The sequence below is a fragment of the Lacticaseibacillus paracasei subsp. paracasei genome, from assembly GCF_000829035.1.
Lineage (GTDB): Bacteria > Bacillota > Bacilli > Lactobacillales > Lactobacillaceae > Lacticaseibacillus > Lacticaseibacillus paracasei.
On the sequence record NZ_AP012541.1, the window covers coordinates 1,115,069 to 1,138,941 of the forward strand.

Consider the following 23,873-nt stretch of genomic DNA (forward strand, 5'->3'; position numbering starts at 1 on the left):
AGTCGCAAACCAAGGATACCTGTTGTTGTTTTGTCCACTTGAAGGAGGAAAAAGCCTGTGATTCCGCGTTATAGTCGTCCCGAAATGGCCGCAATCTGGTCAGAGAAGAACCGTTATGCTGCATGGCTGGAAGTTGAAATCTTAGCTGCCGAAGCCTGGTCCAAACTAGGGGAAATTCCCGCTGCTGATGTCCAAGCATTGCGTGCGCATGCTAAGTTTGATGTTGATCGGATTCATGAGATTGAAGCGGTCACGCATCATGACGTGGTGGCATTCACGCGGGATGTTTCTGAAAGCCTCGGCGCTGAGAAGAAATGGGTTCATTTTGGCTTAACCAGTACCGATGTTGTCGACACGGCACAGGGCTACCTGTTGAAGCAGGCTAACGAGATTCTGCGTGCAGATTTGGCCGCCTTGAAGGCTAGTTTAGCAAAGTTGGCGAAGGCCCATAAGGATACCGTGATGATGGGGCGGACGCATGGCGTGCACGCTGAACCAACTACTTTTGGGTTGGTTGTTGCCACGTGGTATTCTGAATTGAAGCGAGACATCCGTCGATTTGAAGACGCGGCTAGTGATGTTGAAGCAGGCAAGATTAGCGGTGCAGTCGGTACCTTTGCCAATACACCGCCTGCTGTTGAGGCGTACGTCACAGAGCAGTTGGGTATTCGCGCTCAAGAAATCTCGACTCAGATTCTGCCGCGTGATCTGCATGCGCATTACATTCAGACACTTGGCCTGATTGCGACTTCGGTGGAACGATTTGCTTTGCAGATTCGGCATATGCAGCGTACCGAAGTTCATGAAGTCGAAGAGCATTTCAACAAAGGTCAAAAGGGCTCGAGTGCTATGCCACACAAGCGCAATCCAATCGGTTCGGAAAATGTTTCTGGCTTGGCGCGCGTCATTCGTGGATACGAGACGCCAGCCTTAGAAGATGTGCTGTTGTGGCATGAACGCGATATCTCGCATTCCAGTGCCGAACGGATCATGTTGCCAGATGCTACCGGGCTGCTTGATTACATTCTCCATCGATTCACCAGTATTTTGGACAATTTGGATGTTTTTCCAGACCGAATGAAAGCCAATATGAATCTGACGCATGGCCTGATTTACAGCCAGCGGGTGATGCTGAAGCTGATCGAAGCTGGCTTGAGCCGAGAACAAGCCTATGACTTGGTTCAACCCAAGACAGCGGTGGCATGGGATGAGCATCGCGCCTTCCGTCCGTTGCTTGAAGCTGATCCGAAAATTACTGATCGGTTAAGTCAGGCCGATTTAGACGATGCTTTCGACTACCACTATCACCTCAAGCATGTTGATGAGATTTTCAAACGAGTTGGTTTAGCATAAGCAAATAAATCAAACAAAAACGGCGAGTGCAGACTCGTCGTTTTTGTTTGGCCGCATTTTGTGCCACCTGTTGACCATAGAAAAAGTCCTGTTCAAGTTGTGATAGCAACGAGAACAAGACTCATTTTGTCAGGGCACTCAGCGTCAATACAGGCGGTTCCTGCCAAGCATGGTTAGGATTCGCATTTAACAAGGATTGATCTGTTGTTAAAACTAGCAAGCAACTATTGGTTTGTTGCAATGCATGATTGGCTTCAGTGAGGAAGTCACGGGTAACATAAGGATCAAAGATCGCAGGAGAGCTGGTTAGCAGCAGGTAACGTTTTTTACCCATCAAGCCACGATAAAATTGCAAATAAATGCGTTGCATGGTGTTCAATGTCGCAGCTGGCTGGTCTAAGATCGGTGAATTCGTGGATAACCATTCAGGCAAGAAATCAGAATCCTTGCAGCGCCCATTGATGCAAAGGTTGTTTCGCACGCTGAGATAGTCAAGGATACCTGTATGCCGGCTATTAATGAAGCCGACTTGCTTGATGACGCCACCATTAATAAAATCGCGCACGTACTGATCATGCAAGGCAATCAGGTCATTCTCGTTTGAGGCATAGAGATACTGAATCGTTGTTGGGGTAAAAAGTTTGGCAAAATTTTCGCGATAGATATCAAGTAGTTTTGATCGAAATAACATGGCTGTCTCCTAACGCGGTAAGGCACGCCTTTTCCGAAGCATGGAAAGTGGTGTGACCAAACCTATGTTGGTGATGAAAATCACGGCGAGACCATTTCCCAGTGCTGACAGGAAACCGGTTGGCTGTGTCATATCATCAGTTTTGCTACCGTAATAAAAGAGGGTTTCACGGGTAAAACCAGTCAGGTGACGGGCAAAGAGTTGCTCAAATGCGTGGTTCATTTCGATGCTGTCATACTTTTGTTGTAGCAGATGGGCAAATACCGAACGATTTGTGGTCGTTAAGAAATAAATCAATTGATCATTTAATAAAACCACAAGAAAAATACTAACAATGAAGCTAATTAAAAAGCTGAAAATTGCTTCAAAGGCGTATTGTAAGCCGATCGACATACTGCTTTTTCCGACTAAATACAAAGCATCAGTTTCAGACCGTCGACGCCGCCATAGCCAAGCAGTCCCTGCAAGCCACAAAAGACCGTCAGCAAAAACAACTTTGGTCAGCATCGACTGAGCAGCCTGCACCATTTGAATGTGGGCTTGTCCGACCTGCGTACTGAGCAAAATCGTCTGCCTATTTTGTGTCCCAAATGAGTTCAAGCGTTGCAAAAAAGCTGCCTGAGCAGATTGGTCAATCATTTCACTTGTCATCAGCATGATGCTGATCAAGCAGAACGCCACTGATAACAGCATCATCACAATATAATAACGGCGATGATAACGAAATCCTGAAAACGTTCGCTCAAAGAAATGCATCTACCCGTTCACCTCACAAGCAGTATAAGCAATGAATTTGAACAAAGTGTGAACATAAGCCGAGCATTTACTATGTTATTTGAATTTATTTAGATGGTTGGGTTGTGACATTCACATCAGACGAACTGCTAGATTCGCTGCTGCTGGAGGCTACAGTTTGATCCTGAACTTTATCTGGGAAGGTGGTGATGGGATCAGTGTCGTCGGCTAATTCAGGAGCATCAGTTTGGTAAAGTCCAGTTGTTGATTGGTCATTATTTTCGCTATAGAGACTGGTGCTCTTGCTGCCTAGATTGCGTTCGATTGATAAGACATTGCTGAGACTCTGATTGTAGTCATATTGGTTAGGGTTGACGGGTTTAAAGCCAAGTGGCACGTAGAAGCGTAAGAGATTGCGGTTAGCGACATCGTCTGAAAGGCTGAGTCTTGTGTCCACTGACTTCTGATCCTTGGCGATGGTTGCTTCAAGCGCAGGCGTCAATGTCAGCAGTTTACCGGTTGTATTATCGTAGACTTTACTGCCAAGTACGGTGTATTTAGAGGTGACAAAATTGTGATTACGGAAGGCAACAACGCTGTCGTGCTGACTGGACAGCAGATCGGTGCCAAATTGGACATAACGCGAGCTATCAATGCCTAGTAAGTGAAGTAAGGTCGGCAAGACGTCGATCTCGCCGCCGTGAGTGCTATTAACGCCGCCTTTAAGACCAGGCATGTGGAAAATCAGCGGGACGCGTTGCAACTGAGCATCATCGAACGCATTCCAAGTGCTAGGATCCTTGCCAAGCAACGGTGCCAGAGTGGTATTGCGATCATTACTAATACCGAAATGATCCCCATAAAGCATCACTAGCGAATTCTTTTCCAAACCGCTTGCTTTCAAATAGTTGAAGAATTCCTTGAGCGCTTCATCAAGATAATGAGCCGTGCGAAAATAACCGTTGATCGTGGCGTCATCAGTACCGGCGTCAGGAAAATCGGAATCAGCTTGGGTGATATAAAAAGGATTATGGTTGCTCGTCGTGATGATTTTGGCATAGAAAGGCTGTTGCAGATGCTCCAGATACTTTGGTGTCTCGGCCATCATCAACTTATCTTTAATGCCATATTCAGTCGCTGCTTTTTCGTCATGATTATAAAAGTTGCCGGAAAAGTAGTCGTTATAACCAAGACTCTTGTATACATTGTCGCGGTTCCAGAAGCTAGCAGAGCCGCCATGAAAAACAGCACTGGTATAACCGGCTCGTTGATTGAGAATGGCCGGCGCTCCTTCAAACGTATTTTCAGTGCCGAGACTGCTGAATAAAGAGCCATTGGCAATCCCAAACGTGCTGGTTTCTAGCATGTTTTCGGCGTCACTGGTTTTACCAAGACCAACTTGATGAAAGAAGTTGCTAAAGCTGAGTGTGTCTTTTTCTTTAATGAGTGAATTCAGGAAAGGCGTGACTTCTTGACCGTCAATTTTTTGGCCAATCAAGAATTGTTGGAAGCTTTCCAAATGAATAATAATGACATTTTTGCCTTTGGCCGTCCCAAAATAACTGGCGTTGGGAGCGGCATAATGCGACCGCGTATATTGCAATACTGGGTCAAGATTCGAACTGTCGGCTTGGGCGCGGACCTGATTGTTCTGGGCTGTTTTGGCAGCATCGTAAACGGTGAATGGCGCCAAGCCGAGATACTTAACGATATAATTCCGATCAAAAGTCCGCGTCAAAAGTTGCGGCCGATTCATTTCACTAACCGCCATGATCAACCCAAACAGCGCGATCCCAAAGACGGTGACCGCTTGCGGAAAGTGAAAGGGAAGTTGGCGGGTATCCAACGTCAGACCGAAATGCGGCCAGCGCAAAGGCTCGTTGTGGATATAGCGCCAGATATTCCAAATACTGTAACTAAAATAAGCCAAGGCCACGAGCACAATATCAATTACATAAATGATATCGTGTGGTTTAACCATGCTAAGCGAGCTAGCTCCAAGACCCTGACTCACTTTAGAGACGCCAAGGACCGTGTTGATGGTCAGAAAATCTGAAAACTCACGATAATACAGAACATTTGCGAGTAATAGCAAAGTGCTGAGTATGTAAACAATGACGCCGATGAGGTAACCGCGGCGCGCATGCTTGGGATACAAGCCAAGCGATAGGGAAATGATCCCAGTTCCTAAGGGATTTAATAATAGCAAGGTGTATTGTAGCGGATCATTTAAGCCAAGTGAAAAGTCCACAAAGTAACCAAAGATGGTCTTAGCCCATACCAAAAAAAGCAGACAGGCTAAAAAGCCAATCCGGGTTGATCTTATCCACTGTGCGAGGCGATTTAGTCGTAACCGTTTCAAAGCGGCAACTCCTTTCCACTTTGTTCTTTGTCATTGTACCCGCAAAAAGGAGGAAGCACAAAAGCAGGGTCTGAACCAACCTGGTTTTGGGGGTGGCAAGCGTGTCTCAATATCTGAAAAATGAGCTGTGCTTGCGAGCGTGTTTCTGAAGCAACTGCAAAAGGCCTGATTACCATTTTGCTTAGACCCTTATGTGTTGGTTTCTTCGCTGCTTTGGGACAATGACGCGAGAACGCTATTTTAGTGCTTTTTGATGTCCCGCGCCGGCCTCCCGACATATTGATGAAATGATATTAAATCGTGATTCCGTCGCTGGTATCATGGCAAATCATGCAATGATTAGCGTACCTCATTTTCCTAATGGCAGAGGGTGATGCTCATCATTCTTACAGAGTCTTTAAAAGTTGTAACACATTGTGGGTATCCTTCAGTCACTTTGCTACAATGACAACTGGAGGTAGCACAATGCTGTTTTTGGGGCCATTTTACAACTGGATTAATACAACCTCGCTCAGTCGCGTCAACCATTTTCCTTTGATTCGATTGATTGTTTTTAGTTTGGACAAAACTATTCTATACCTATTGATCTTTGCAGCCTTGCGCTGCCTTTGGCTGTTGGTGACGAAGCGAAGAACCACTTTTGGGCGGGAATTAAAACTAGGCATTTTTGTCGGTTATTTAATGCTTTCATTTGCTTTGACAGTTTTTCGCGATGTGTATTATCCGTGGCAACTGCACTTTCATTGGAATCGGCCATTATCTGTGATTAATATCCGACCACTTGTTGAAACGCTTAAATTGCAACATGCTGCCAGTCACTTCGATCTCTGGTATCAATCACTAGGGAATATTGCTTGGTTTATGCCGCTTGGCTTTGGTATTCCTTGGGTGAGCAAACATCGACGGCGTCTCGCGGGCACGGTTATGTTTGGCCTGCTGACGTCGTTAAGTATTGAAACCTTACAATTTCTGCTAATCAGTGGGGTAGCGGACATTGATGATGTTATTTTCAATGTGATCGGTGCGATTTTCGGCTATAGCCTATATCGCTTGTTTCATCATCGTAAATAAGCATGAGTCGTTTTAGTATTCATCATGAGTTTTCTGTGTATCATGAAGGTGAGCTGTCTCTTGGAAATGCTTTAGATCAGGTTGTGCTTGTCTTGCCGTGGGAAAACCGCTAGAATATTTTTTTGTGTTCAATTTTTTTAAATCAATCATTGAAATAGAAAGAGGCGCGTAATGGGATTTTTACTTGCGCTGATTCCAGCAATTGCATGGGGCTCCATTGGCTTGGTCAGTGGCAAACTAGGTGGCAATGCTTATCAGCAAACTTTGGGGATGACGTTTGGCGCGCTGGTTTTCGGGATCGGCACGTTGATTGTCATGCGTCCGGTCTTAGATACTAAAATTTGGTTACTTGGGATTGTTTCTGGGCTTTTCTGGGCATTAGGACAAGGCCAACAGTTTCAGTCCATGAAATATATGGGTGTCTCAATGACGATGCCCATTTCGACAGGGATGCAGCTTGTCGCGACAACACTGGCCGGTGCGCTGTTGTTCCACGAATGGCGTAATGGTCGTGATGTGACCTTGGGCATTCTTGCGCTGGTATTGCTGATTGTGGGTGCAACGTTGACATCAAGGCGCGAACAAACAGACGACTTCACAACACAAAGTGGCGTTGCAAAGGGGCTGCGAACCTTACTGATATCGACAGTTGGGTATGCAGGTTACACGATTATCGTCAACGCTGGGCATCTTGGCGCTTTGGCCGTTGTGATGCCGCAATCCATCGGCATGATTATTGGTGCGTTATTAATGGGCATTGGCCATCAGCCATTTGCTAAGGCAACTGCCAAAAATATTTTGACAGGCCTGCTTTGGGGAACAGGGAATGTGTTCATGTTGTTATCGATGGCCAATGTTGGTTTAGCGGTTTCTTATTCATTGTCACAGATGGGAATTGTCATTTCGACTTTCGGCTCGATTTATCTGCTTGGCGAGCATAAAACACGCAAGGAAATGATCTGGGTTAGCTGCGGGTCGGCACTGGTGATTCTCGGTGGTGTCGTCCTTGGCATCATGAAAGCAAAGTAATCGATGAGAAGTTGCTCGATTGCTTGCTTTTTTACAAATTCAATTTTAAAGTTAACTTGTTAGAGTGTGAATTTGAACAAAGCATGGGTAACTGAATTTAAAAGTTTACTTGATGAGTTATTTCGAATTAATAATTGAATTGACGTTTTTTATGAAACCACTCTCATATCGACTTTTGACAGTTACTTATGTATTTAGAGGAGGAAGCACACGATGTCGTACATCAAATTTGATTCATCTAAGCTGGACAAGTTCGTTCATGCCAATGAACTTGAACAGATGCAGCCGTTAGTGACTGCAGCTGACAAGGAATTGCGTGAAGGAACAGGTGCTGGTAAGGATTTCCGCGGCTTTATCGATTTGCCAGTCAACTATGACAAGGACGAATTTGCCCGGATTAAGGCAGCAGCCAAGAAAGTTCAAGGCAATTCTCAAGTCTTTGTTGCGATTGGGATTGGCGGTTCTTATTTAGGCGCACGGATGGCGGTTGATTTTCTTTCCCAGACTTTCCGTAACCTTGACCCTGATCTGAAGTTCCCAGAAGTTTATTTTGCTGGTAACTCAATCTCTGGTACTTATCTGGCGGACTTGCTTGACATTATTGGCGACCGTGATTTCTCGATCAACGTGATCAGTAAGTCTGGTACCACGACTGAACCTTCAATTGCATTCCGTGTTCTGAAGGCAAAGTTGATCGAAAAGTATGGCAAAGATGGCGCAAAGGAACGGATTTATGCGACAACTGATCGTGCCAAGGGTGCTTTGAAGCAAGAAGCAGACGCAGAAGGCTACGAAGAATTCGTTGTTCCTGATGATGTCGGCGGTCGGTTCTCTGTGATGTCCGCTGTTGGTCTGTTGCCAATCGCTGTTGCAGGCGGTGACATTGACGAAATGATGCGTGGTCTCGGTGATGGTCGTAAGGCATACGCTTCAGCTGATTTGAAGGAAAACGAAGCTTATCAGTACGCCGCATTGCGGAACATTTTGTATCGCAAGGGCTATACCACTGAATTGCTGGAAAACTACGAACCAACGTTGCAATACCTTGGTGAATGGTGGAAGCAATTGATGGGTGAATCTGAAGGTAAGGACCAGAAGGGGATCTATCCTTCAAGTGCCAACTTCAGTACTGACCTGCACAGTCTTGGCCAATACATTCAGGAAGGTCTGCGCAACCTGATGGAAACCGTTGTCTGGGTTGAAGAACCAAACCGCGACCTAACCATTCCTGAAGATGCTAACAACCTTGACGGCCTTGGCTACTTGGCTGGCAAGAAGATGTCCTTCGTTAACCGCAAGGCCTATGAAGGGGTTGTTCTCGCCCACACCGATGGCGGCGTGCCAGTTATGACCGTCTCCATTCCAAAGCAGGATGCCTACACCTTAGGCTATCTGATCTATTTCTTCGAAGCTGCCGTTTCAATCTCCGGCTACCTGAACGGGATCAACCCATTCAACCAGCCAGGTGTTGAAGCCTACAAGAAGAACATGTTCGCATTGCTCGGCCGTCCGGGTTATGAGGATATGACCAAGGAATTGAACGCACGGCTTTAATAGCGTGGGTTTGAGGTCGTTTGGATAGGAAAAAATGAGAGCCTCAAAATTGTGTTGTAAATGTTCGTGACTGAATTTTGACTGAATAGCCAAAAGGGTCAAAACATTTATGTACCAATTTTGAGGCTCTTTTTGTGTCCGCGGGATTGCCAGTACTGGCTTTCTTTTGGTGTATAGACTAAAAACACGGTGTGATTTCAGCGGGTGATAAACGACATCGCGAAATCAAGCCTATATCCATATATTGACCCAATATCTAGTTGGCATATTAATATCAGCGGTTGAGAACGCTTGTTGCGAACTAGTTCGTGTCCGTTAGTGCTATTAGGTCTTAGAAAAGTGTTTTGGCAATGCTACTTCAAGCCAGCCTCAACTGACCAATCCAACTGGCTTTTTGAGACCATGGCAACAGCGTGATATTGTAACCCTCTGCTGCCGACTGAAAGCTTGGCGAAATATTACGTTCCAGATCGTTTGCGAGCAAGTAGAACTTAATTTCATCATTAAATGAACGTACATCTGTAATTGAAAAGATTGGTTCTTTGTAGGCATTTCCAGTTGGATTATTCACTAGTTTTAATGCCTTAGCGGAGGTTGTTTTCGTTCGACCAATCAGAATCTCAAAGTTGATGTTATTGCCACTTTGACCTGTGTATTTAACATTTGTATTGACCGAAATATCGCTGTTAATTAAGAAGTTGACAACGTCTTCTAGAAATAAGTCTTTGGTTCTATCTCTTGAAGTTGCGAGCATATCGCCAACCTGCGTGATGCATTGAATAAGCTGTAATTCTGCCTGTGCATATTTGGAGAGGAGAGGTATTTTGATAGCTAGCTCACCAGTTGGGCATATTGAACGCCGAAGGAAAGGAGAGTGTCATTGAAATACTTCTTTCTTTTAACTGATGTGTTCGTGTCAAATCCTAAGGTTCCAAGTTCGTCCATGGTATAACCATCATCACTCAGCATCAAATTGCCATCAGCGTCTTTGTATAAAACCAGAGAAATATTATCATGAAACATGTCTGGAAACGGCGTGCGAATCTCAATGAAGTGGTTCTTGTCCTTATAAGAAAACGATACATCTAACCACTTAATGCGAGCCCTTTTTAAGGCTTCAATTGTTGGCATGTCCATGATTTGCCTCTTTCTTGTTCTGTACGAAGACAGCCTTTGCACGGTTAAGGATTTAACGATGACATTGTCCAAACAATCGTTTATGGTGTTTGATTGAAAAATTAAGCACGGTCATTCATGCGCAATATTTCTAAATCCTCAGTCAGAAATTCATTGATTCCAGCCAAAAACTTTTGAAAATGCGCCGTCCCATTATGACTTTCAACCGCTTCAGCATCTCGCCAATGTTCGATAATTTCATATTCATTCGGAGTGGTGAGACTTTGATAGTGATCGTAGCTAAGGTTCCCTTGTTCCGCACGTGAACCTTGGACCAAAGCGGCGATGAATTGCCGATATGCTGCATCACGATCTGGTTTGACGACAAGTTTGACATTAATGATTTTCATTTTAAATCCTCCATTTTTTGTGTATGTCATATGATAATGGAAGCTGGGTCGCCAAGAAACGTTTTCGATCCATGGCTAGCTTCTTTTTGCATCAGTACTTGGTGCCTATTATACGGAGTGATTCAGATTGTATCAATTTTAAAAAGCAGCGTACATGGGCGGTGTCAATGATGTGTTTAAGTCTAAAAAATCACCATCAGCACAAATGCTGCGTCCATGATTAACAAGCCAAATAGGGCCGTGATCCTACCGATAAAACTGCGGTGACCTTGTTCAAGTGAGAAGGGGAGGATGTCTTCTTTGCTCGACGGTGATATTTCGAAATACTTCTCCATCATGTGACGTGAGATTGTGTATGACTGACAGCTTAGATAAATCAAAGTGATGGTGACAATTACCGTTAGCCAAGCGCTTACACGGCAAACGGTTGGGTCAGCGTAGACATTAAGTTGGTAGATGCCAGCAATCAGTAAACCGATGCAGGCACTCAGACTGAATAAGTTAAGGCGAAGCAGCAAAGCGACTTTTTGGGCCCGTTTCATTTCTTCAGGAAATGTTTTCAACATTTTTGCCGATAACATGACAACTTGATAAGAATTGGCACCTTTTGTCGGACGTTTTGCTTTTATGACTTTAACGACACCAGTTATTTCTGTGATGGCACCGATTGTTAAAAGAAGCAGGATACCGTCAAAAAAGATTTGATTTGTCATCAGGGACCTCCAAAAACTGAATCAAAAAAGCCGTTTCGACTGTTATGACGTCTAACGGCTTTAAGTGACGCTGATAGATTTTAATTCTTAGTGCTTGTCCCATCAGCATAGTTGATTGTATAACCAGGTTCAATATTAAAAATGTAAACATTAAAATAGACTTGATTGTCACCAATACTTTGCGCACGCATCTGAACACCACGAGCCACTAATTCATTGCCACGGAAAATTGGTTTGACTTCGTAGCGGACATAATGGCTGGTACTTTGTTTGAGGTAATAAGCGATATCCATCTCATGAGCCAGCATGAGTGGTGTATTAAGGGTTTGCGTGCCGGTCATAAGGTTCTTGGGGTTGTTGTTTTCGCCGGTTAATTGATAACCAATAAGATGGCTGCGATTGTACAGCCAACCATGCGCGGTTTTCTTGTTGTGCCAGCCAGTTGGGTTCCATGTGAGTGGTTCACGCTTGGCTGTTGGCATGAGTGATTTATTTAAAAGCGCATTTGCATCTGTCACGCGATTTTGACCATCGAGATCAGAATAAGTTGCCCAAGCACCTTTGGCAGTAGATAGATCAGCATCAGTGAATGCAGGATTATTTTTGTTGACAATGATTTCTTGTTGGCCAGTATAGTCAAGATTGGCGAGATCGGACGCTGTCGTGGCAGCAGCACTTGTTGATGATTCACTTGCAGCAGGTTGTGTTTTCGCTAACTTGGCTTTGAGATCGGTAATCTCTTTGCGTTTTTCCGTCAGTTCTGAATCAAGGCTGCTGATAGCTGACTGCGTCTTTTTGTTAGCCTTGGTTTGGCTGGCAACTGGATCGCCAGCTGACTTTACTGAACGACTATTAGTTGTACTGCAACCGCCGAGAAGAAGAACAACAACGGCCAGCGGCATGAAAAGTTGAAGTAATTTATTTTTTCTCATCGTAAGGCCTTTCGATAACCAGCTGCTTGTGCATCAGCTTCTGAATTGAAGTAAACCGCGTTGGCTGAATTCATGTGATAGCCAGCTTGACCAGGCACATGGTAAATTTTGCTGCGGCTGTTTCCGATGATGGTGCCTTGGTTACCTGTATACAAATCTCCGCTTTTAGCGGGGGCCTGTTGTTGTGGCTGAGTGGCTTGTTGGTTAGCGGCTGACTTTTGTGCCTCCTCGGCTTGTTTGGCTGCTTGTGTTGCGGCAGCTGCTTGCGATGATGCTGCGGCGGCTTGTTCAGACGCGGCAACTTGGCTCGCCGATGCCTCCTTGGAAGCCGCCTCAGAAGCTGCTCTGGATGATGATGCGGCAGCAACACTGGAAGCCGCTGCCTGTGAACTTGCTTCAGATTCTAAGCTAGCTTCTTCCTTCTTAAGTGCCTTTAGTTCGGCTACTTTCTTGGCTTTTACTGCTAGCAGAATTTTGCCATGCGCCTTTTCCGCGTCGAGGCGGCTTTGTTGTTTGGCAGTCAGCGCCTTCGTTTTGCTGACTGACGACGATTGATGCGGTGATCCGGATGCTGCCTTGGTGTTTGCCATCGGACTGCCGACAATCACTAAAATGATGCCGCCAATCAGCATGATCAAATTCAAGCGTTTGGTCAGGGGATGTTTGCGCTGTCGAAGTAGCCGAATGATGCCCCATACGGAACCAACTAATCCGAGCAACACAAAAATATTTCCCAGTGTTGACATAATGTTCCCTCCAAAGTTTTTAATACCAACATTAACTATTCTGAGTAGAAAAAAATAATGTTGATCATTACCAAGGTTTATTTTCCCAGAAAAAAAGCCCGGCGACAAGCGCCGAGCTAGCTTCACAGTCAGTTTTTTTAGGATTTGACCACATCGACATTAGCATACAAGTTTGCAATGATCGCCAGCATGTCTTTTTCAGTCCGGTCCCAGCCGATCGTTTTAAGAAAGGCTTGACCATTTTGGACTTGGTTGCTGATCGTGTCAGGGTTGGCACAAGCATTTGCAAGCGTTTTGGCCAGATCTCGTTCATCAAGGTGACTGGCAAAATAGGTCCCGTCTTTCAAGAAGTAGCTTCCTGTGCCTTCCTTAAAATCAATGAGTGGCAGGCCAGTGCTCATCATTTCATAAGGGACAAGCGAAAAATTGGTCATAGATGGCGCGATCCCGAAATCAGCACTTTGGTAAAGTCGATTTAATTCCGGGGGAGTCAGCTTACCAAGGCTTTCACCATTGATGAATCGTTTGCTGCGGCCGGTACCGAAGTATTGAATTTTGAGATCGATTCCTTTGGCGCTCAGTAACTGGCGGCAATTTTCGAGGACAATCTGAATGTTGATGGGTGCGCGCCGCGGGCTGCTCCACTTGGTATAGACAGCAAGCTTGATTTGCTTCTTTTGTTGATAAGGTCCCATGTCGCGTTCCTTGAATGGATACCGTGCGACATCGACAGGAAAGTTAATCACATCAATAGGACTGTGAACCTTGCAATGCATGGTGATCATGTGGGCACACCATGGACCAAGCGATACCATGTGCAGGCCTAGACTGTAAGTTCGTCGCGCCATCTGATAGCGATCGCCATATGGATAGAAATACGGTTCGTAATCTTGAACAAAATACATTTTGTACCCCGGTTTGTTCTTGATCACATAAACGGATTCCCATAACGTGGCGACCCAAATATCGGAACGATGGGACTCAAGTTCGCCCATTGGCAGACAGGTTCCTTTGTAACCGGGATAATTAAATTCAGCATTCTGAATCATTTCGTCTTGGCTTTGTGGGACATAGCTTAAATAGTAGACATCGTAACCGGCGTTGGCCAGCAGCGTACCTAGATGCAGCATCGTTGTTTGACCGCCATCAAAACCGATAATGCCGGTTGTGACAAATGTGATCCGATTACCACGCGGTTTCGTTTGATCGGCTGGTTGATCATTAAAATATTTCAAAATCTGATCATATTGATGAATACTGCCATCAGGGGCATCACTAAACTTAGTTTTTGCAGGTTTCACAACGAGTCCTCCTTGTATGATTAATGGTACTTTGTGTCGCTTTAGGCGTTGCTTAAATTTGAGTAGAAAAAAGAAGAGCGGACCAATTGTCATCTCGCGTTTGGTGTGACGATCCGTGTAGGCTCAAGCAGCGTACAAAAGCGGCTACTTTATTTTAGTTTACATAATAACCGTAAACTTCTTTTTGAAAGTTTTCAAGTTGTCGCTGAATGGTTGTTAAGAACGGAGAGGCGTAAAATAGAAGGACAGGACCAGTGGTATACTGTGTTAATAATAGTGGCATTTGACTAGGCAGGCGGATCATTACGAATGCTTATCTTTACCCTGACAGGGGCCTGTGCTAGTGTGAAAGTAAATTATTTTGTCATGAAAGAACAGGTGAAACGATGTTAACGATTGGTGTCATGGGACTTGGTACGATTGCGCAGAAAGCATATCTGCCAGTTTACACACAAATGCAGAATCAAGTGCACTGGGTACTGAGCACCCGCAACGACGATAAATTGCAACAATTGGCAACACAAGACGGACTCGCGATTGCGGGCACGACTTTAGAGGATTTGGATGCGCAACCGCTCGATGCCGTCATGATCCACACGCCAACGGAAACCCATTATCAGTATGTGAAACATTTTCTGGAAAAAGGCGTCAACGTTTTTGTTGATAAACCACTTGCCACAGATATGGGCCAAATCAATGAATTATATGATTTAGCCGATACCCAGCACGTGCTGCTAACGGTTGGATTCAATCGACGATTTGCGCCTATGATTCAGGACTTGGCTGAAGTCGATGATAAAACCGGCGTTCGCGTTGACAAAAATCGGATTGATGCCCCTGACGATCCAGAACATGCACTCTGGGATCTCTTTATTCATCCGGTAGATACGGCCTTAATGTTGGCAGGCTATCCAGAAAAACCAAATACCCGATATTCATTGCATACCGGCGATGATGGTAAACTGCAGCAAGCTAGTGTGATTTTCACCGCACCGGGCATCCGCGGTGAAGCCGGGATTGACTTACAAGCAGGTACCAATCTTGAAGAAGCTCAGGTTGCGGCTCCAAGTGGCGTTCAGCGTGTGCAGAATCTTGATCAACTCGTCGTTTACGGACGTGGCGGGGCAACGCAGACATTCGCGCCTGATTGGCAGCCGATGTTAACAACGCGCGGTTTTCAGCCAATGGTTCAGGCCTTTGTTCAGGCTGTGGCGGATCCAGAAGGGAAAAACCCGGTGTCACCAGCTACTAGTCAATTGGCGCACGCAGTTGTTGCGGATTTGGTTAATCAGATCAAGGCTTAAGTTGTCGTGGATTTTGGGATATAAGGCATCTAATCATTCGGATGCCATCAAGAAAATGCTCGCTAGTGAATTTTTGGCATGGTGAGTGCTGTCTTTTTGGAGGGAATCGCTTATGTATCGAAAAGAATTTATGGCAATGGCCAATGAAGAAGCCAAGGCAAACGTCAATGGTAGCGATGGCGGTCCGTTTGGTTGTGTGATCATCAAAGATGGTAAAGTTGTCAGCCGCGCGCATAATCAAGTGCTGGTCGATCACGACCCAACCGCCCATGGCGAGATCACGGCGATTCGAAAAGCTGGCCAGGCACTTGGCACACATGACTTAACCGGCTGTGAACTCTACACATCTGCCATGCCATGTCCCATGTGTCTCAGCGCCATTATCTGGGCCAACATTAAGCAGGTATACTATGGCAACACAGCAGACGATGCTGCGGCAATTGGCTTTCGCGATGCCGCTATCTATGATTTCATCAATGCCGGCTTGAAAGGCGACATGCTTGCTCTGACCCAACATGATCGCGAGTTGACGATCGGGGCATTCAAAGACTATCAATCGGCTCAAAAGAAACTTTATTAGCAACACGAGTGGCATCATCTATCATTAGCCAAAATGACTGACAGGGAAAAGCGAAAACCCGCATCAGTTGTCACCAAGTGCTGTCAAAATGTATTTGACATTTTCGCACTTTCCTGTAGAATAATTTAGGTACGATATTAAGCGCCACTCATTGCCCGTTGGTCAAGGGGTTAAGACGCCGCGTTCTCAGCGCGGAAACACGGGTTCGAATCCCGTACGGGTGAGAAATAGAACAAATAAGAACAAATGAAATCCTCGAAATGCCTTTAGAATGGTGTTTCGGGGGTTTTTGTTTTGGGGAGAAAGGACTAAAAGGGATAACTTAGGGGGCATTGATCGGGGACTTTCACGAACAAGTATTCGTGGAAAAAGGCAAATCCCCCTGAAACGTGGAAACTATTGTGCCTCAAGGGTTTTGGGCGGTGATAAATGCATTGAGTTTTTAGAAGTCCCCTAATGATCGCTGAATCTAGCGTCCAGCACGGAATGTAGCGACCGATGATGTTTTCAGTCTTTTGAAGGCATTTTTACTACTTTGTCCTTTTTTTCCAAGATACTCTTGACCGATTGACACCCGCAACTAGGTGTCAGCTTCGGCCTGCATTTGCGTGAAGACATGGCCGTACATGCGGTGAAGTTCCTTTAAACTGCTGTAACCAAGACGCTTCGCAATATACCAGTCAGAGTAACCAGCGTAGATCACACAAATTTAACCTTAAAGTTGACAAAAAAAGTCACTGTTGATACATTATAAATATTGAAAAGAGGCCATCGGGAGGGTACCCCGATGACCTCGACACGGTCTGGAAGACTGGTGTAGAAGCTAACCCTCGTGGCTAGCTTCTTTTAGTATCTTGGTTGCGTAGTTATTTTAAAATATTGGTCAGCAAGCCACTAATTCATCATCGCCACTCCTAACGTCAAATAGGTTGCAAATAAAATCCAAACAAAGTATGGCACAAACAGGTAGGCTGCCAGTTTATTCACATTGCGAAAGGCGAGTGTGCAGGCAAGGACAACCAAATCAAGCACTATAATGATGATCAGTCCGAGCCAATAGCTATTGCCGCCGAAAAACACGATGCTCCAAATGAAGTTTAGAAGCAGTTGACTGCCAAAAAGACTGAGATTGATGGTTTTTTGGGTACGCGATGTCGTGTCTTTGATGACTAAGTAACCAGCGACGCCAATTAATAAGTAGAGGATGATCCATACTGGTCCAAAGACAGCGGCTGGTGGTGAAAGTGGCGGCAACTTTAAGGATGTATAGATGCCCTTGATATTACCTGCGAGTAGACCGGAAAGGGACCCAATAAGTTCAACGACGACGATGCTCAAAATGAGATGAAACCAGTTGATATTTCTTTTTATTTGCATAAGCAATTACCTCCTTTTTTGAGTTTAGCATGCTCATTATTAATTGTGTTAATATCACGCATTTGATAAGGTGCGTCAATCATTGATTGTCAAAGGCGGTTACTGATCCAGAAACTGCCTTGACATAAGTTCTATGATAAGGGTAGAGCCTGCTTGAAGGCTTTGGCAGGCCAGAAGTTTGATTAAGCGAGGCGATCATCATGATGCAATATCGATTACAATTAGACACTAAAAACCAGTTGTTTGTAGCAATTGACGCACATGATCAGAACCATTTTGGAACTGGTCGGACGGTTGAAGAGGCTATTAAGAACTTGAAGGATTCAACAGACAACAAAGCTGCATAAAATCAGGTCGTGGACTTTCGCACTTGCGAGAACCCACGACCTGATTTTTTAGTGGCGCTTATTTTCCTAAAAGGTTCGTGGTAAGGCATTTTCTAGTGCATTCCCAATTCAATTCGTCAGACAACGCCGTAGCTTTTCGATAAATGGATTTAAGCCTGCGTTTCCAAGTAGTTCGATTCGGATTACTGATATCGCACCAATCGCCGCCGAGTTCGGATCCAAACAACGATAAGCACAGCGACTAGCACAAACACACCGACTGCGGCAATGATGAACAAACTGCGATAGCTGAGCCAGTCGATGATTAGACCGCCGAATAATGGCCCGAGTGCGCGACCAACGGAACCCCAAGAATTGACGAAACCTTGGTAGCGGCCTTTGATTTCACGCGGAGTCAGATCGTTAACGAGTGCAGGAATAGCAGGGGATGCGGTCGCTTCGCCAGTTGTCAAAGCAATCATTGCGATCATGAAAAGCGCATATGTGTGCGCGGTGATCAGAATGAGAAATGAGATGGCAACCATCACGAGACCAAAAAGAATTTGATAGATAATCTGAATGCCGTTGACGTGTTCGTTGAACCAGTTTAAAAAGAGTTGAATGACGACGATTAAAGCGGCATTCAAGGTCCACAGGAAACTGTAATTGCGTAACGGAATGCCTAGTCCAGTCATGTAGACGGACAAATTGGATGACCATTGTTGATACATGAGCCAAAAGATGAGCAAGGCAAAAAAGAAAGTGGTCAACATCAGCTTGTTTGCACCAGGCAAACTCGGCTTTGGTGTTTCGGTCGTCGTTTCTTTTCGTGTCGGTTGCGCTGTTTTTGCCGCCGGTCGGAATTTGATTAGGACGATCCCAAAGAAAATGCCATATAACACAACCGCAATCAAAAAAAGTAGGGTAATGCTGATATCATAAACAAACCCAACCAACGCAGTGCCAACCACAACACCGACATTTTGCGCAAAGTAGAGCATCGTGAAGACATAGCGGCCGTCTTTTGATCGGATGCTTGTGCCGAGTGAATTCACCATCGTAATGTTCCACCCTGAGCCAATGCCCAGTAAGGTCAGCCAAATGCTGTAGGCTGGCCAGCCGTGCCACAAGGTCAAACCGATCAAGACCAAGCCGGTGAGCCCCACCCCAAACAAAGCAAGGCGGTAGGGGTCGCCTTGGTCGTACAGACGTCCGCCAATGATACTGCCGACGACGCTCCCAAGCGAATTTAGCAGTAAAACGACACCGATGACAGTTAGCGAAATGTCTAGGCGATTATGCAAATAAATGCTGGTTAAAGGCCAGATGAAACTCATGCCAATGCTACTAAGTAAGGCACCTGTCAGTAACCAGCGTAACTGAATTTCGCGCACCAAGGGTAACGCCCCCTTTTTAAAATAATTGCAAGGCACGGAGCCGCTTGCTGCCTGTGTTTAAGACAATAATGCCATGTTACGTCAAGTGTGATCGGGCGGTCAAACCTATTTTGGGGGATGCTTTCATGATTGAAAATAAACGCAGACACATTTTGTGGGTCAGAAAAGGAAAAGAATAGAGACTTGGCAACATGTCCCAAAACCTTAATGCATAGCAGGCAGGCGCATGCGTAAATAAGCGATGAAATGGAAGACGATACCAAGTAGTAGCAAGACGCCAGCGATCCAAACGTTCAGCCAACTGACCAAAATGGAACTACCATAAATTAAGCCACTGATTAACGGATCGATACGTTGTGTAGGACTGGTGATGCCATGATCGGTGAGTTGTGGATGGGTGCTTAGGTAATGATAAATCAACCAATAAGAAAGCGAAATTAAGAGACCGACAATGTCGTAGACAATAAACGCTACCTGCATGTCAGCATGATTCAAGGTTCGTAACGCCATTGCAACCAGTGACATGCTGTAGTTGATTAACGTTGCGGTGAATAACAGGATGAGATTCAAAATATTCAGCGCCGTGGTGGTTCTCTTAACATGAGTAAAGTAGTCGTGGTGGAAAAGCCACAAGGTACCGACGTAAAAATAAGAGGTGAGGTAAGTGATTAATAATGGCATTTGTCCGGTTACTTGGTGCAACAGCGTCCCTGGTCGGCCAGCAACGGGATGAAATTCAAGCACCAAAATAGTGATTAAAATGGCAAACACGCCATCGCTAAACGCTTCGATACGAGATTTTGACATAGCGATCAATGCCTCCTTTTGATTGCCATTTGGGTGAGGTATGCCGGATCGGTTGTAAGAAGTTGTCAGCAAAAAAGCGGCCGCAAGATTCGGACCGCTTGATGTCATTCGCTTATAACTTAAAGATTTTTATCCATATTAAACGTTAACTTCGACAGTTTTAAACTTTCCATGACATAGTTGTTAATCAAAGCTTTAGTAGCTTGCTTGGTGTGATCAACTAACTTGTAATTGGCTTCAGTTAAATACTGCGTCAACTCTTTATCTCCAAGATCCTTGGCACCGTCGTCGGTGGCTTGGATCATTTCACGATAGTCACGATTCAGGGCAGTTAAATAATCGCGATCTGCTTGAATAAACTGGGTGTAATGCGCTTCGACTAACACATCCAAGAGGCGATGCAGCCAGTAAGCTGAATCGGCATCAATATCGAATGTTTTCGGCGTTTTAGAGTAGCTTGGATCGGTATCGTTGGCGTTGCAATAAAACGGTACATACGGGCTGAAAGTCGGCATGCCAATCGCTAGCCACATAATGGCAGCAAGTCCTTCATTGACATCACGGCGTAGCTGCAAAATGTGTGAATTTTGCGTACGGTTCAAGCCGATTGGCCGGTAACGGAAACGATCGGCATCACTACCATGACCATAAGGATCAAATGGCGTCTCGTTGTAATGGCTGCCGAGGATTTGGGCAATGTCTTCACGGTTGATCAGGTGATCGGTATGCATGATGAATGGCAATTCGGCCGATTCGGGATCAGCTTCGATTTCTGGATTCAGAATTTTGTGACCATACCACACACGCGGCGTGTTGTAGTGACGATCCTTTTCATTCATCGTGCCGAAAATGTGGCGGAAGTTCCAACCTTCTTTGTCGGTGTTCAGGTGATGCGCATCGACGAATTCTTGAATACCTTCACTCCAGACAAAATTGTCGGTATCATCAAAGTCAACTTGCTGGATAGCAACCTGATTAGCAGCAATCGCGTAGGCATCATCAGGAATGCGCTGTGCAACCCAATGATGGCCAGTCACGATTTCCATATACCAGACATTATCTTTGTCGGAAAACAACACCGAGTTGCCAGCAGGAGAGCCGTATTGCTTGATGAGTTGACCCAGATACTCAACCCCATGACGAGCAGATTCGATGAATGGCAGCACCATGTTGACGATCAAGTCTTCATCAAGCCCATCTTTAACCAACGGATCAAACCCCAACGCCCGTTCATTGCCGTAAGTACTTTCGGTGGCTGACATCGCGACATTGCGTTCGTTGATCCCGCTTTCCTCGTAATCACCGAGTTTATCGTTCTCAACATTTGGGACAGCATTATAGCGATAGCCGTTCTCCGGCAAGTCTGCTTCGAAACCGTTCAAAGGTGATTTAACGTGCAGCGATTTCTCGCCTTTCCAGCCCGCGTGCATATAGAAACGTTGTGGTGTTAGGGGACTGAAGGTGTCGTCGTTACGTGCGATCATCGTTGAACCATCGATGCTGGCCTTCTTACCGACCAGAATCGAGGTGCATGCAGATTCAATTTTCATTCTTGCGCCTCACTTCTTAAGTATTGGTAATAGTTTACGCCAGAATCAGGTATTTTGCACCTTCATAAAAAAAGACGTTGACAAGTGCGCAAAAATTTTTTAAGATATTACTCGTTGTTAAGTTATTGGGTAGTAGCGAAGTGGTAACGCAGTGGACTCTGAATCCATAATCATAGGTTCGATCCCTATCTACCCAAGCGCGATATTAAAAGATGCTGTGAACAGACATACTTGTTTGTTCACAGCATCTTTTTTTCGTCTAAATCATTTTAATCCCGGTTATGAGCGCTGGGTCCAAGCTAAAAAGGCAGCGTAGCCAAAACAAAGACAGCCATAAAGCAGAAAAGCGCCGATGATGAAGGACAGCCATGGCCAAGTTAAAAAAGCGCGTGCGATGAAAAGGAAGAAAGCCATCAGCACCGCGCGCAGGCCACGGGTGAAGACGGCTTTGACAGCATTATTCAAATGACACCTCAATGAGCAGGCGCCGTGCCTTGGTCAGGTGGCTCGTGGTTAACCACATATTATTAGTTGAAGCCTGCTCAGCGTCTTCACTCAATTCAGGCAGCAGGCTTAATAACCATGCACCTAACTCAGGATTATTGAATGCAAAATGTTCTGGCAAACGGATAACCCGTAACCGATTTGGTGGGAAAAAGAGTGATTGTTCAGGAAACAACACACGGTCGTCTAAAAGAATACTGGCGACATTTTGATAAGGTACCGTGCGAACCTGATAACTTTGCGGATGGGCATGGGCATATGCCAGTATCATGATGGCTGCGTTGATCACAAAAAAGGCCTCCATTCAGAAATGCTTACGGGTTTCATGATACCATGGAAAGGAGAAGTGTGTGCGTTAAGCGAGAATGCGCACTGGACAGTCACGATGCGACAATGATGATGAGATGGCATAGGTGCACGGACTGAAGGAGTGATAGACATGACGATAAGGCTATATTTGGTTAGACATGGCGAAACGCCTATGAACGCGGCACGACAATTGCAAGGCATCACAGATGCGGCGTTGACGGCTAAGGGACGCGCCGCTGCCGACCGATTAGGCGAGTTGCTACGGCCAGTGCCTTTTGCAAAAGTCTTTACCAGTGATCGCGGCAGGACAATTGAAACCGCTCATCGGATTATTGCTGGTCATCAGCCGCAACCGCCACTGATTCAATTGTCCGCCTTACGTGAATATTATTTTGGCGGCTTAGAAGGTGATTCTGGTAACGCCGTCATCACCCGCACGATTCGTCAATTTGGGGTGGCTGCCGCTTTTCGGGCTTGGCGCGGGTCGGAGCGTTTTGCTGGACTCGTGCGGTCAATTCGAGAAGCAGATCCGACCCATCAGGCAGAGGACTTACCGGATTTGATTGCTCGTGTCCATCAGGCTTTTACCCAAGTGATCGCCCAAAGCCCGGATAACAGTGACCTTCTAGTTGTTTCGCACGGTATGTTACTGAGTGCGTTGATTTATCAGCTGGCGCCAGAGGACTTGCCGTTTATGCTGTTGAAGAATACCAGTGTGACGCGGGTTGACATCACAGAGAAGCAGTGGCAGGTGCGCGGCGTTAATTTAACTCGTGAACGCGACATTTTGGCACTTCGCGGCTCCGCAACATCAACGGCACCCGATGCTGCCTCGGATCAGTCGCCAAAGTGATTTCTTGGACTGAATGGTTATTTAACAGCAACCAGTCATGTTCCAATAATAAGAATTTTGTTAAAACGACAACCTCAGACCTTCGACTGAATTTGTCGTTTTTTGATTGCATTTTAAAACAACCGCGACTATAATGACAGCTTGTCACATGACAAATTGTCATATCCGTGAAAGGAGGCCGTCATGCCGAAACCAACGTTTTTTCGGTTACCGGAAGCAAAGCAAAAACGTCTAATGGATGCCGCTAATAAAGAGTTTGCCCGCGCACCATTTAATGATGCTAGTATTAGTCATATTATAAAGGATGCAGGGATTCCGCGCGGTAGTTATTATCAATATTTTGATGACAAAGCCGATCTTTATTTTTATTTATTGGAACAAGTGCGGCATCGCGCAGTTGCTGCTTTGCAACAGGTGATGGCCAAACATCACGGGGATCTTTTTGCCGCTATGTCAGAATTTTTTGGGCTGACGATTGATGCGCTGGTTCAAGGTCCGCATGCAGCACTTTATCGCAATGTCTTTTTGCATATGGATTTCCACAGTGCCTCAAAAATGGCCGGATCACCTTTAGCTGAGCGGCCCCGTGGGCATCATGAGATACATCAGTATTTGCTGGCAAATATTGATCGTCGTCAGTTACGAATCAAAAGCGACGATGATGTCAGTTTGCTCATTCGTCAGATTGTCGGGATGTTCATGCAGACAATCGGCTATTTTTATTCACGCCAGACTAAAGGTAAAGAGGTGACCGTTGCTGAGTTGAAGCAACGCACCAATCAAATTCTGGACTGGTTGCAGTACGGCGTTGCCAGTGAAGGGGAACGTCATTAAATTGTGCAAGACGGTCGAC

General features: G+C 45.5%; 23 protein-coding genes, 2 tRNA genes and 1 pseudogene. 11 read left to right on the top strand and 15 right to left on the bottom strand.

Annotated elements, in window-relative coordinates:
• The first annotated feature begins 57 nt into the window (after positions 1–57).
• Positions 58–1,353 carry an adenylosuccinate lyase gene (gene purB / locus LBPC_RS05545; RefSeq protein WP_003566506.1) on the top strand — a complete coding sequence of 432 codons (1,296 nt, stop codon included), beginning with the start codon at positions 58–60 and terminating at the stop codon, positions 1,351–1,353.
• Between the two features lie 121 nt (positions 1,354–1,474).
• On the opposite strand, the gene LBPC_RS05550 is transcribed toward purB, so the two are convergent.
• The 3 genes from LBPC_RS05550 to LBPC_RS05560 form a co-directional block, all read right to left on the bottom strand.
• Entirely contained in the window at positions 1,475–2,044 is a 570-nt protein-coding gene (locus tag LBPC_RS05550; protein WP_003566504.1) for a branched-chain amino acid ABC transporter ATP-binding protein, read from the bottom strand.
• Between the two features lie 9 nt (positions 2,045–2,053).
• Positions 2,054–2,800: a hypothetical protein gene (locus tag LBPC_RS05555; protein ID WP_003566502.1), complete on the bottom strand. Its 747-nt coding sequence runs from the start codon at positions 2,798–2,800 to the stop codon at positions 2,054–2,056.
• An 85-nt stretch (positions 2,801–2,885) separates the two neighbouring features.
• Positions 2,886–5,141: an LTA synthase family protein gene (locus tag LBPC_RS05560; protein ID WP_032780947.1), complete on the bottom strand. Its 2,256-nt coding sequence runs from the start codon at positions 5,139–5,141 to the stop codon at positions 2,886–2,888.
• 465 nt (positions 5,142–5,606) lie between these two features.
• Here LBPC_RS05560 and LBPC_RS05565 point away from each other — a divergent pair, with 465 nt between their 5' ends.
• The 3 genes from LBPC_RS05565 (at position 5,607) to LBPC_RS05575 (ending at position 8,795) form a co-directional block, all read left to right on the top strand.
• The gene (locus LBPC_RS05565; protein WP_032780945.1) at positions 5,607–6,212 is read left to right on the top strand and encodes a VanZ family protein; all 606 of its coding nucleotides are present in this window, start codon (positions 5,607–5,609) and stop codon (positions 6,210–6,212) included.
• A 171-nt stretch (positions 6,213–6,383) separates the two neighbouring features.
• Positions 6,384–7,241, top strand: coding sequence for a GRP family sugar transporter (locus LBPC_RS05570; protein ID WP_003566496.1), 858 nt, complete (start codon positions 6,384–6,386; stop codon positions 7,239–7,241).
• 213 nt (positions 7,242–7,454) lie between these two features.
• Positions 7,455–8,795, top strand: coding sequence for a glucose-6-phosphate isomerase (locus LBPC_RS05575; protein ID WP_003566494.1), 1,341 nt, complete (start codon positions 7,455–7,457; stop codon positions 8,793–8,795).
• Positions 8,796–9,153: 358 nt separating this feature from the next.
• Here LBPC_RS05575 and LBPC_RS17165 read toward each other — a convergent pair.
• The 6 genes and pseudogenes from LBPC_RS17165 to LBPC_RS05610 all read right to left on the bottom strand — a co-directional run bounded on the left by LBPC_RS17165 (position 9,154) and on the right by LBPC_RS05610 (position 14,013).
• Positions 9,154–9,932 (bottom strand): annotated as a pseudogene (locus LBPC_RS17165) (DUF1828 domain-containing protein).
• Between the two features lie 101 nt (positions 9,933–10,033).
• The gene (locus LBPC_RS05590) at positions 10,034–10,321 is read right to left on the bottom strand and encodes a putative quinol monooxygenase (protein WP_016365291.1); all 288 of its coding nucleotides are present in this window, start codon (positions 10,319–10,321) and stop codon (positions 10,034–10,036) included.
• A 182-nt stretch (positions 10,322–10,503) separates the two neighbouring features.
• Complete coding sequence (locus LBPC_RS05595) at positions 10,504–11,034, bottom strand: hypothetical protein (protein ID WP_003594215.1); 531 nt, start codon at positions 11,032–11,034, stop codon at positions 10,504–10,506.
• Between the two features lie 80 nt (positions 11,035–11,114).
• Positions 11,115–11,966: a DNA/RNA non-specific endonuclease gene (locus LBPC_RS05600; RefSeq protein ID WP_003587710.1), complete on the bottom strand. Its 852-nt coding sequence runs from the start codon at positions 11,964–11,966 to the stop codon at positions 11,115–11,117.
• Positions 11,963–12,712, bottom strand: a complete 750-nt coding sequence (locus LBPC_RS05605) for a sunset domain-containing protein (protein WP_003564898.1) — start codon at positions 12,710–12,712, stop codon at positions 11,963–11,965. The genes LBPC_RS05600 and LBPC_RS05605 overlap by 4 nt, the downstream gene beginning before the upstream one ends.
• A 137-nt stretch (positions 12,713–12,849) precedes the next feature.
• Positions 12,850–14,013, bottom strand: coding sequence for a glycosyltransferase (locus tag LBPC_RS05610; RefSeq protein ID WP_016376791.1), 1,164 nt, complete (start codon positions 14,011–14,013; stop codon positions 12,850–12,852).
• Between the two features lie 386 nt (positions 14,014–14,399).
• Between LBPC_RS05610 and LBPC_RS05615 the strand changes: the two genes are divergently transcribed.
• From LBPC_RS05615 to LBPC_RS05625, 3 genes are all read left to right on the top strand, one after another.
• A complete protein-coding gene (locus LBPC_RS05615; protein WP_003661200.1) occupies positions 14,400–15,317 on the top strand; it encodes a Gfo/Idh/MocA family protein in 918 nt (305 codons plus the stop codon).
• A gap of 112 nt (positions 15,318–15,429) precedes the next feature.
• Positions 15,430–15,897, top strand: a complete 468-nt coding sequence (locus tag LBPC_RS05620) for a nucleoside deaminase (protein ID WP_003569926.1) — start codon at positions 15,430–15,432, stop codon at positions 15,895–15,897.
• 152 nt (positions 15,898–16,049) lie between these two features.
• Positions 16,050–16,121: transfer RNA gene (locus tag LBPC_RS05625), tRNA-Glu, on the top strand.
• A 670-nt stretch (positions 16,122–16,791) separates the two neighbouring features.
• Here the strand turns inward: LBPC_RS05625 and LBPC_RS05635 are convergent.
• Positions 16,792–17,274: a TspO/MBR family protein gene (locus LBPC_RS05635; protein WP_003661199.1), complete on the bottom strand. Its 483-nt coding sequence runs from the start codon at positions 17,272–17,274 to the stop codon at positions 16,792–16,794.
• 200 nt (positions 17,275–17,474) lie between these two features.
• On the opposite strand from LBPC_RS05635, the gene LBPC_RS16970 reads away from it, so the two are divergent.
• Complete coding sequence (locus tag LBPC_RS16970) at positions 17,475–17,621, top strand: hypothetical protein (RefSeq protein WP_003564909.1); 147 nt, start codon at positions 17,475–17,477, stop codon at positions 17,619–17,621.
• A gap of 182 nt (positions 17,622–17,803) precedes the next feature.
• On the opposite strand, the gene LBPC_RS05645 is transcribed toward LBPC_RS16970, so the two are convergent.
• The 3 genes from LBPC_RS05645 to LBPC_RS05655 form a co-directional block, all read right to left on the bottom strand.
• Positions 17,804–18,997, bottom strand: coding sequence for an MDR family MFS transporter (locus LBPC_RS05645; RefSeq protein ID WP_016383663.1), 1,194 nt, complete (start codon positions 18,995–18,997; stop codon positions 17,804–17,806).
• A gap of 204 nt (positions 18,998–19,201) precedes the next feature.
• On the bottom strand, positions 19,202–19,804 hold the full coding sequence (locus tag LBPC_RS05650; RefSeq protein ID WP_025376173.1) for a TMEM175 family protein: 603 nt from the start codon (positions 19,802–19,804) through the stop codon (positions 19,202–19,204).
• Positions 19,805–19,923: 119 nt separating this feature from the next.
• Positions 19,924–21,354, bottom strand: coding sequence for a C69 family dipeptidase (locus LBPC_RS05655; RefSeq protein ID WP_003564915.1), 1,431 nt, complete (start codon positions 21,352–21,354; stop codon positions 19,924–19,926).
• 126 nt (positions 21,355–21,480) lie between these two features.
• Between LBPC_RS05655 and LBPC_RS05660 the strand changes: the two genes are divergently transcribed.
• A tRNA-Gln gene (locus LBPC_RS05660) sits at positions 21,481–21,551 on the top strand.
• 82 nt (positions 21,552–21,633) lie between these two features.
• Here the strand turns inward: LBPC_RS05660 and LBPC_RS05665 are convergent.
• Together LBPC_RS05665 and LBPC_RS05670 are read right to left on the bottom strand one after the other, a co-directional pair.
• A complete protein-coding gene (locus LBPC_RS05665) occupies positions 21,634–21,819 on the bottom strand; it encodes a hypothetical protein (RefSeq protein WP_003564917.1) in 186 nt (61 codons plus the stop codon).
• Positions 21,812–22,147 (bottom strand): hypothetical protein, encoded by a 336-nt coding sequence (locus LBPC_RS05670; RefSeq protein ID WP_003569937.1) that lies wholly within the window; start codon positions 22,145–22,147, stop codon positions 21,812–21,814. Before LBPC_RS05670 ends, LBPC_RS05665 begins: the two co-directional genes overlap by 8 nt.
• 150 nt (positions 22,148–22,297) lie before the next feature.
• On the opposite strand from LBPC_RS05670, the gene LBPC_RS05675 reads away from it, so the two are divergent.
• Together LBPC_RS05675 and LBPC_RS05680 are read left to right on the top strand one after the other, a co-directional pair.
• Entirely contained in the window at positions 22,298–23,020 is a 723-nt protein-coding gene (locus LBPC_RS05675; RefSeq protein ID WP_003661194.1) for a histidine phosphatase family protein, read from the top strand.
• Between the two features lie 183 nt (positions 23,021–23,203).
• A complete protein-coding gene (locus tag LBPC_RS05680) occupies positions 23,204–23,854 on the top strand; it encodes a TetR/AcrR family transcriptional regulator (protein ID WP_003569939.1) in 651 nt (216 codons plus the stop codon).
• The last annotated feature ends 19 nt before the right edge of the window (positions 23,855–23,873 follow it).

Excerpts from the sequence above, each read along its gene's own strand:
- LBPC_RS05550 (WP_003566504.1), bottom strand. The coding sequence starts at position 2,044 with ATGTTATTTCGATCAAAACTACTTGATATCTATCGCGAAAATTTTGCC.
- LBPC_RS05555 (WP_003566502.1), bottom strand. The coding sequence starts at position 2,800 with ATGCATTTCTTTGAGCGAACGTTTTCAGGATTTCGTTATCATCGCCGT.
- LBPC_RS05565 (WP_032780945.1), top strand. The coding sequence starts at position 5,607 with ATGCTGTTTTTGGGGCCATTTTACAACTGGATTAATACAACCTCGCTC.
- LBPC_RS05570 (WP_003566496.1), top strand. The coding sequence starts at position 6,384 with ATGGGATTTTTACTTGCGCTGATTCCAGCAATTGCATGGGGCTCCATT.
- LBPC_RS05575 (WP_003566494.1), top strand. The coding sequence starts at position 7,455 with ATGTCGTACATCAAATTTGATTCATCTAAGCTGGACAAGTTCGTTCAT.
- LBPC_RS05590 (WP_016365291.1), bottom strand. The coding sequence starts at position 10,321 with ATGAAAATCATTAATGTCAAACTTGTCGTCAAACCAGATCGTGATGCA.
- LBPC_RS05595 (WP_003594215.1), bottom strand. The coding sequence starts at position 11,034 with ATGACAAATCAAATCTTTTTTGACGGTATCCTGCTTCTTTTAACAATC.
- LBPC_RS05600 (WP_003587710.1), bottom strand. The coding sequence starts at position 11,966 with ATGAGAAAAAATAAATTACTTCAACTTTTCATGCCGCTGGCCGTTGTT.
- LBPC_RS05605 (WP_003564898.1), bottom strand. The coding sequence starts at position 12,712 with ATGTCAACACTGGGAAATATTTTTGTGTTGCTCGGATTAGTTGGTTCC.
- LBPC_RS05615 (WP_003661200.1), top strand. The coding sequence starts at position 14,400 with ATGTTAACGATTGGTGTCATGGGACTTGGTACGATTGCGCAGAAAGCA.
- LBPC_RS05620 (WP_003569926.1), top strand. The coding sequence starts at position 15,430 with ATGTATCGAAAAGAATTTATGGCAATGGCCAATGAAGAAGCCAAGGCA.
- LBPC_RS05635 (WP_003661199.1), bottom strand. The coding sequence starts at position 17,274 with ATGCAAATAAAAAGAAATATCAACTGGTTTCATCTCATTTTGAGCATC.
- LBPC_RS16970 (WP_003564909.1), top strand. The coding sequence starts at position 17,475 with ATGATGCAATATCGATTACAATTAGACACTAAAAACCAGTTGTTTGTA.
- LBPC_RS05650 (WP_025376173.1), bottom strand. The coding sequence starts at position 19,804 with ATGTCAAAATCTCGTATCGAAGCGTTTAGCGATGGCGTGTTTGCCATT.
- LBPC_RS05655 (WP_003564915.1), bottom strand. The coding sequence starts at position 21,354 with ATGAAAATTGAATCTGCATGCACCTCGATTCTGGTCGGTAAGAAGGCC.
- LBPC_RS05675 (WP_003661194.1), top strand. The coding sequence starts at position 22,298 with ATGACGATAAGGCTATATTTGGTTAGACATGGCGAAACGCCTATGAAC.
- LBPC_RS05680 (WP_003569939.1), top strand. The coding sequence starts at position 23,204 with ATGCCGAAACCAACGTTTTTTCGGTTACCGGAAGCAAAGCAAAAACGT.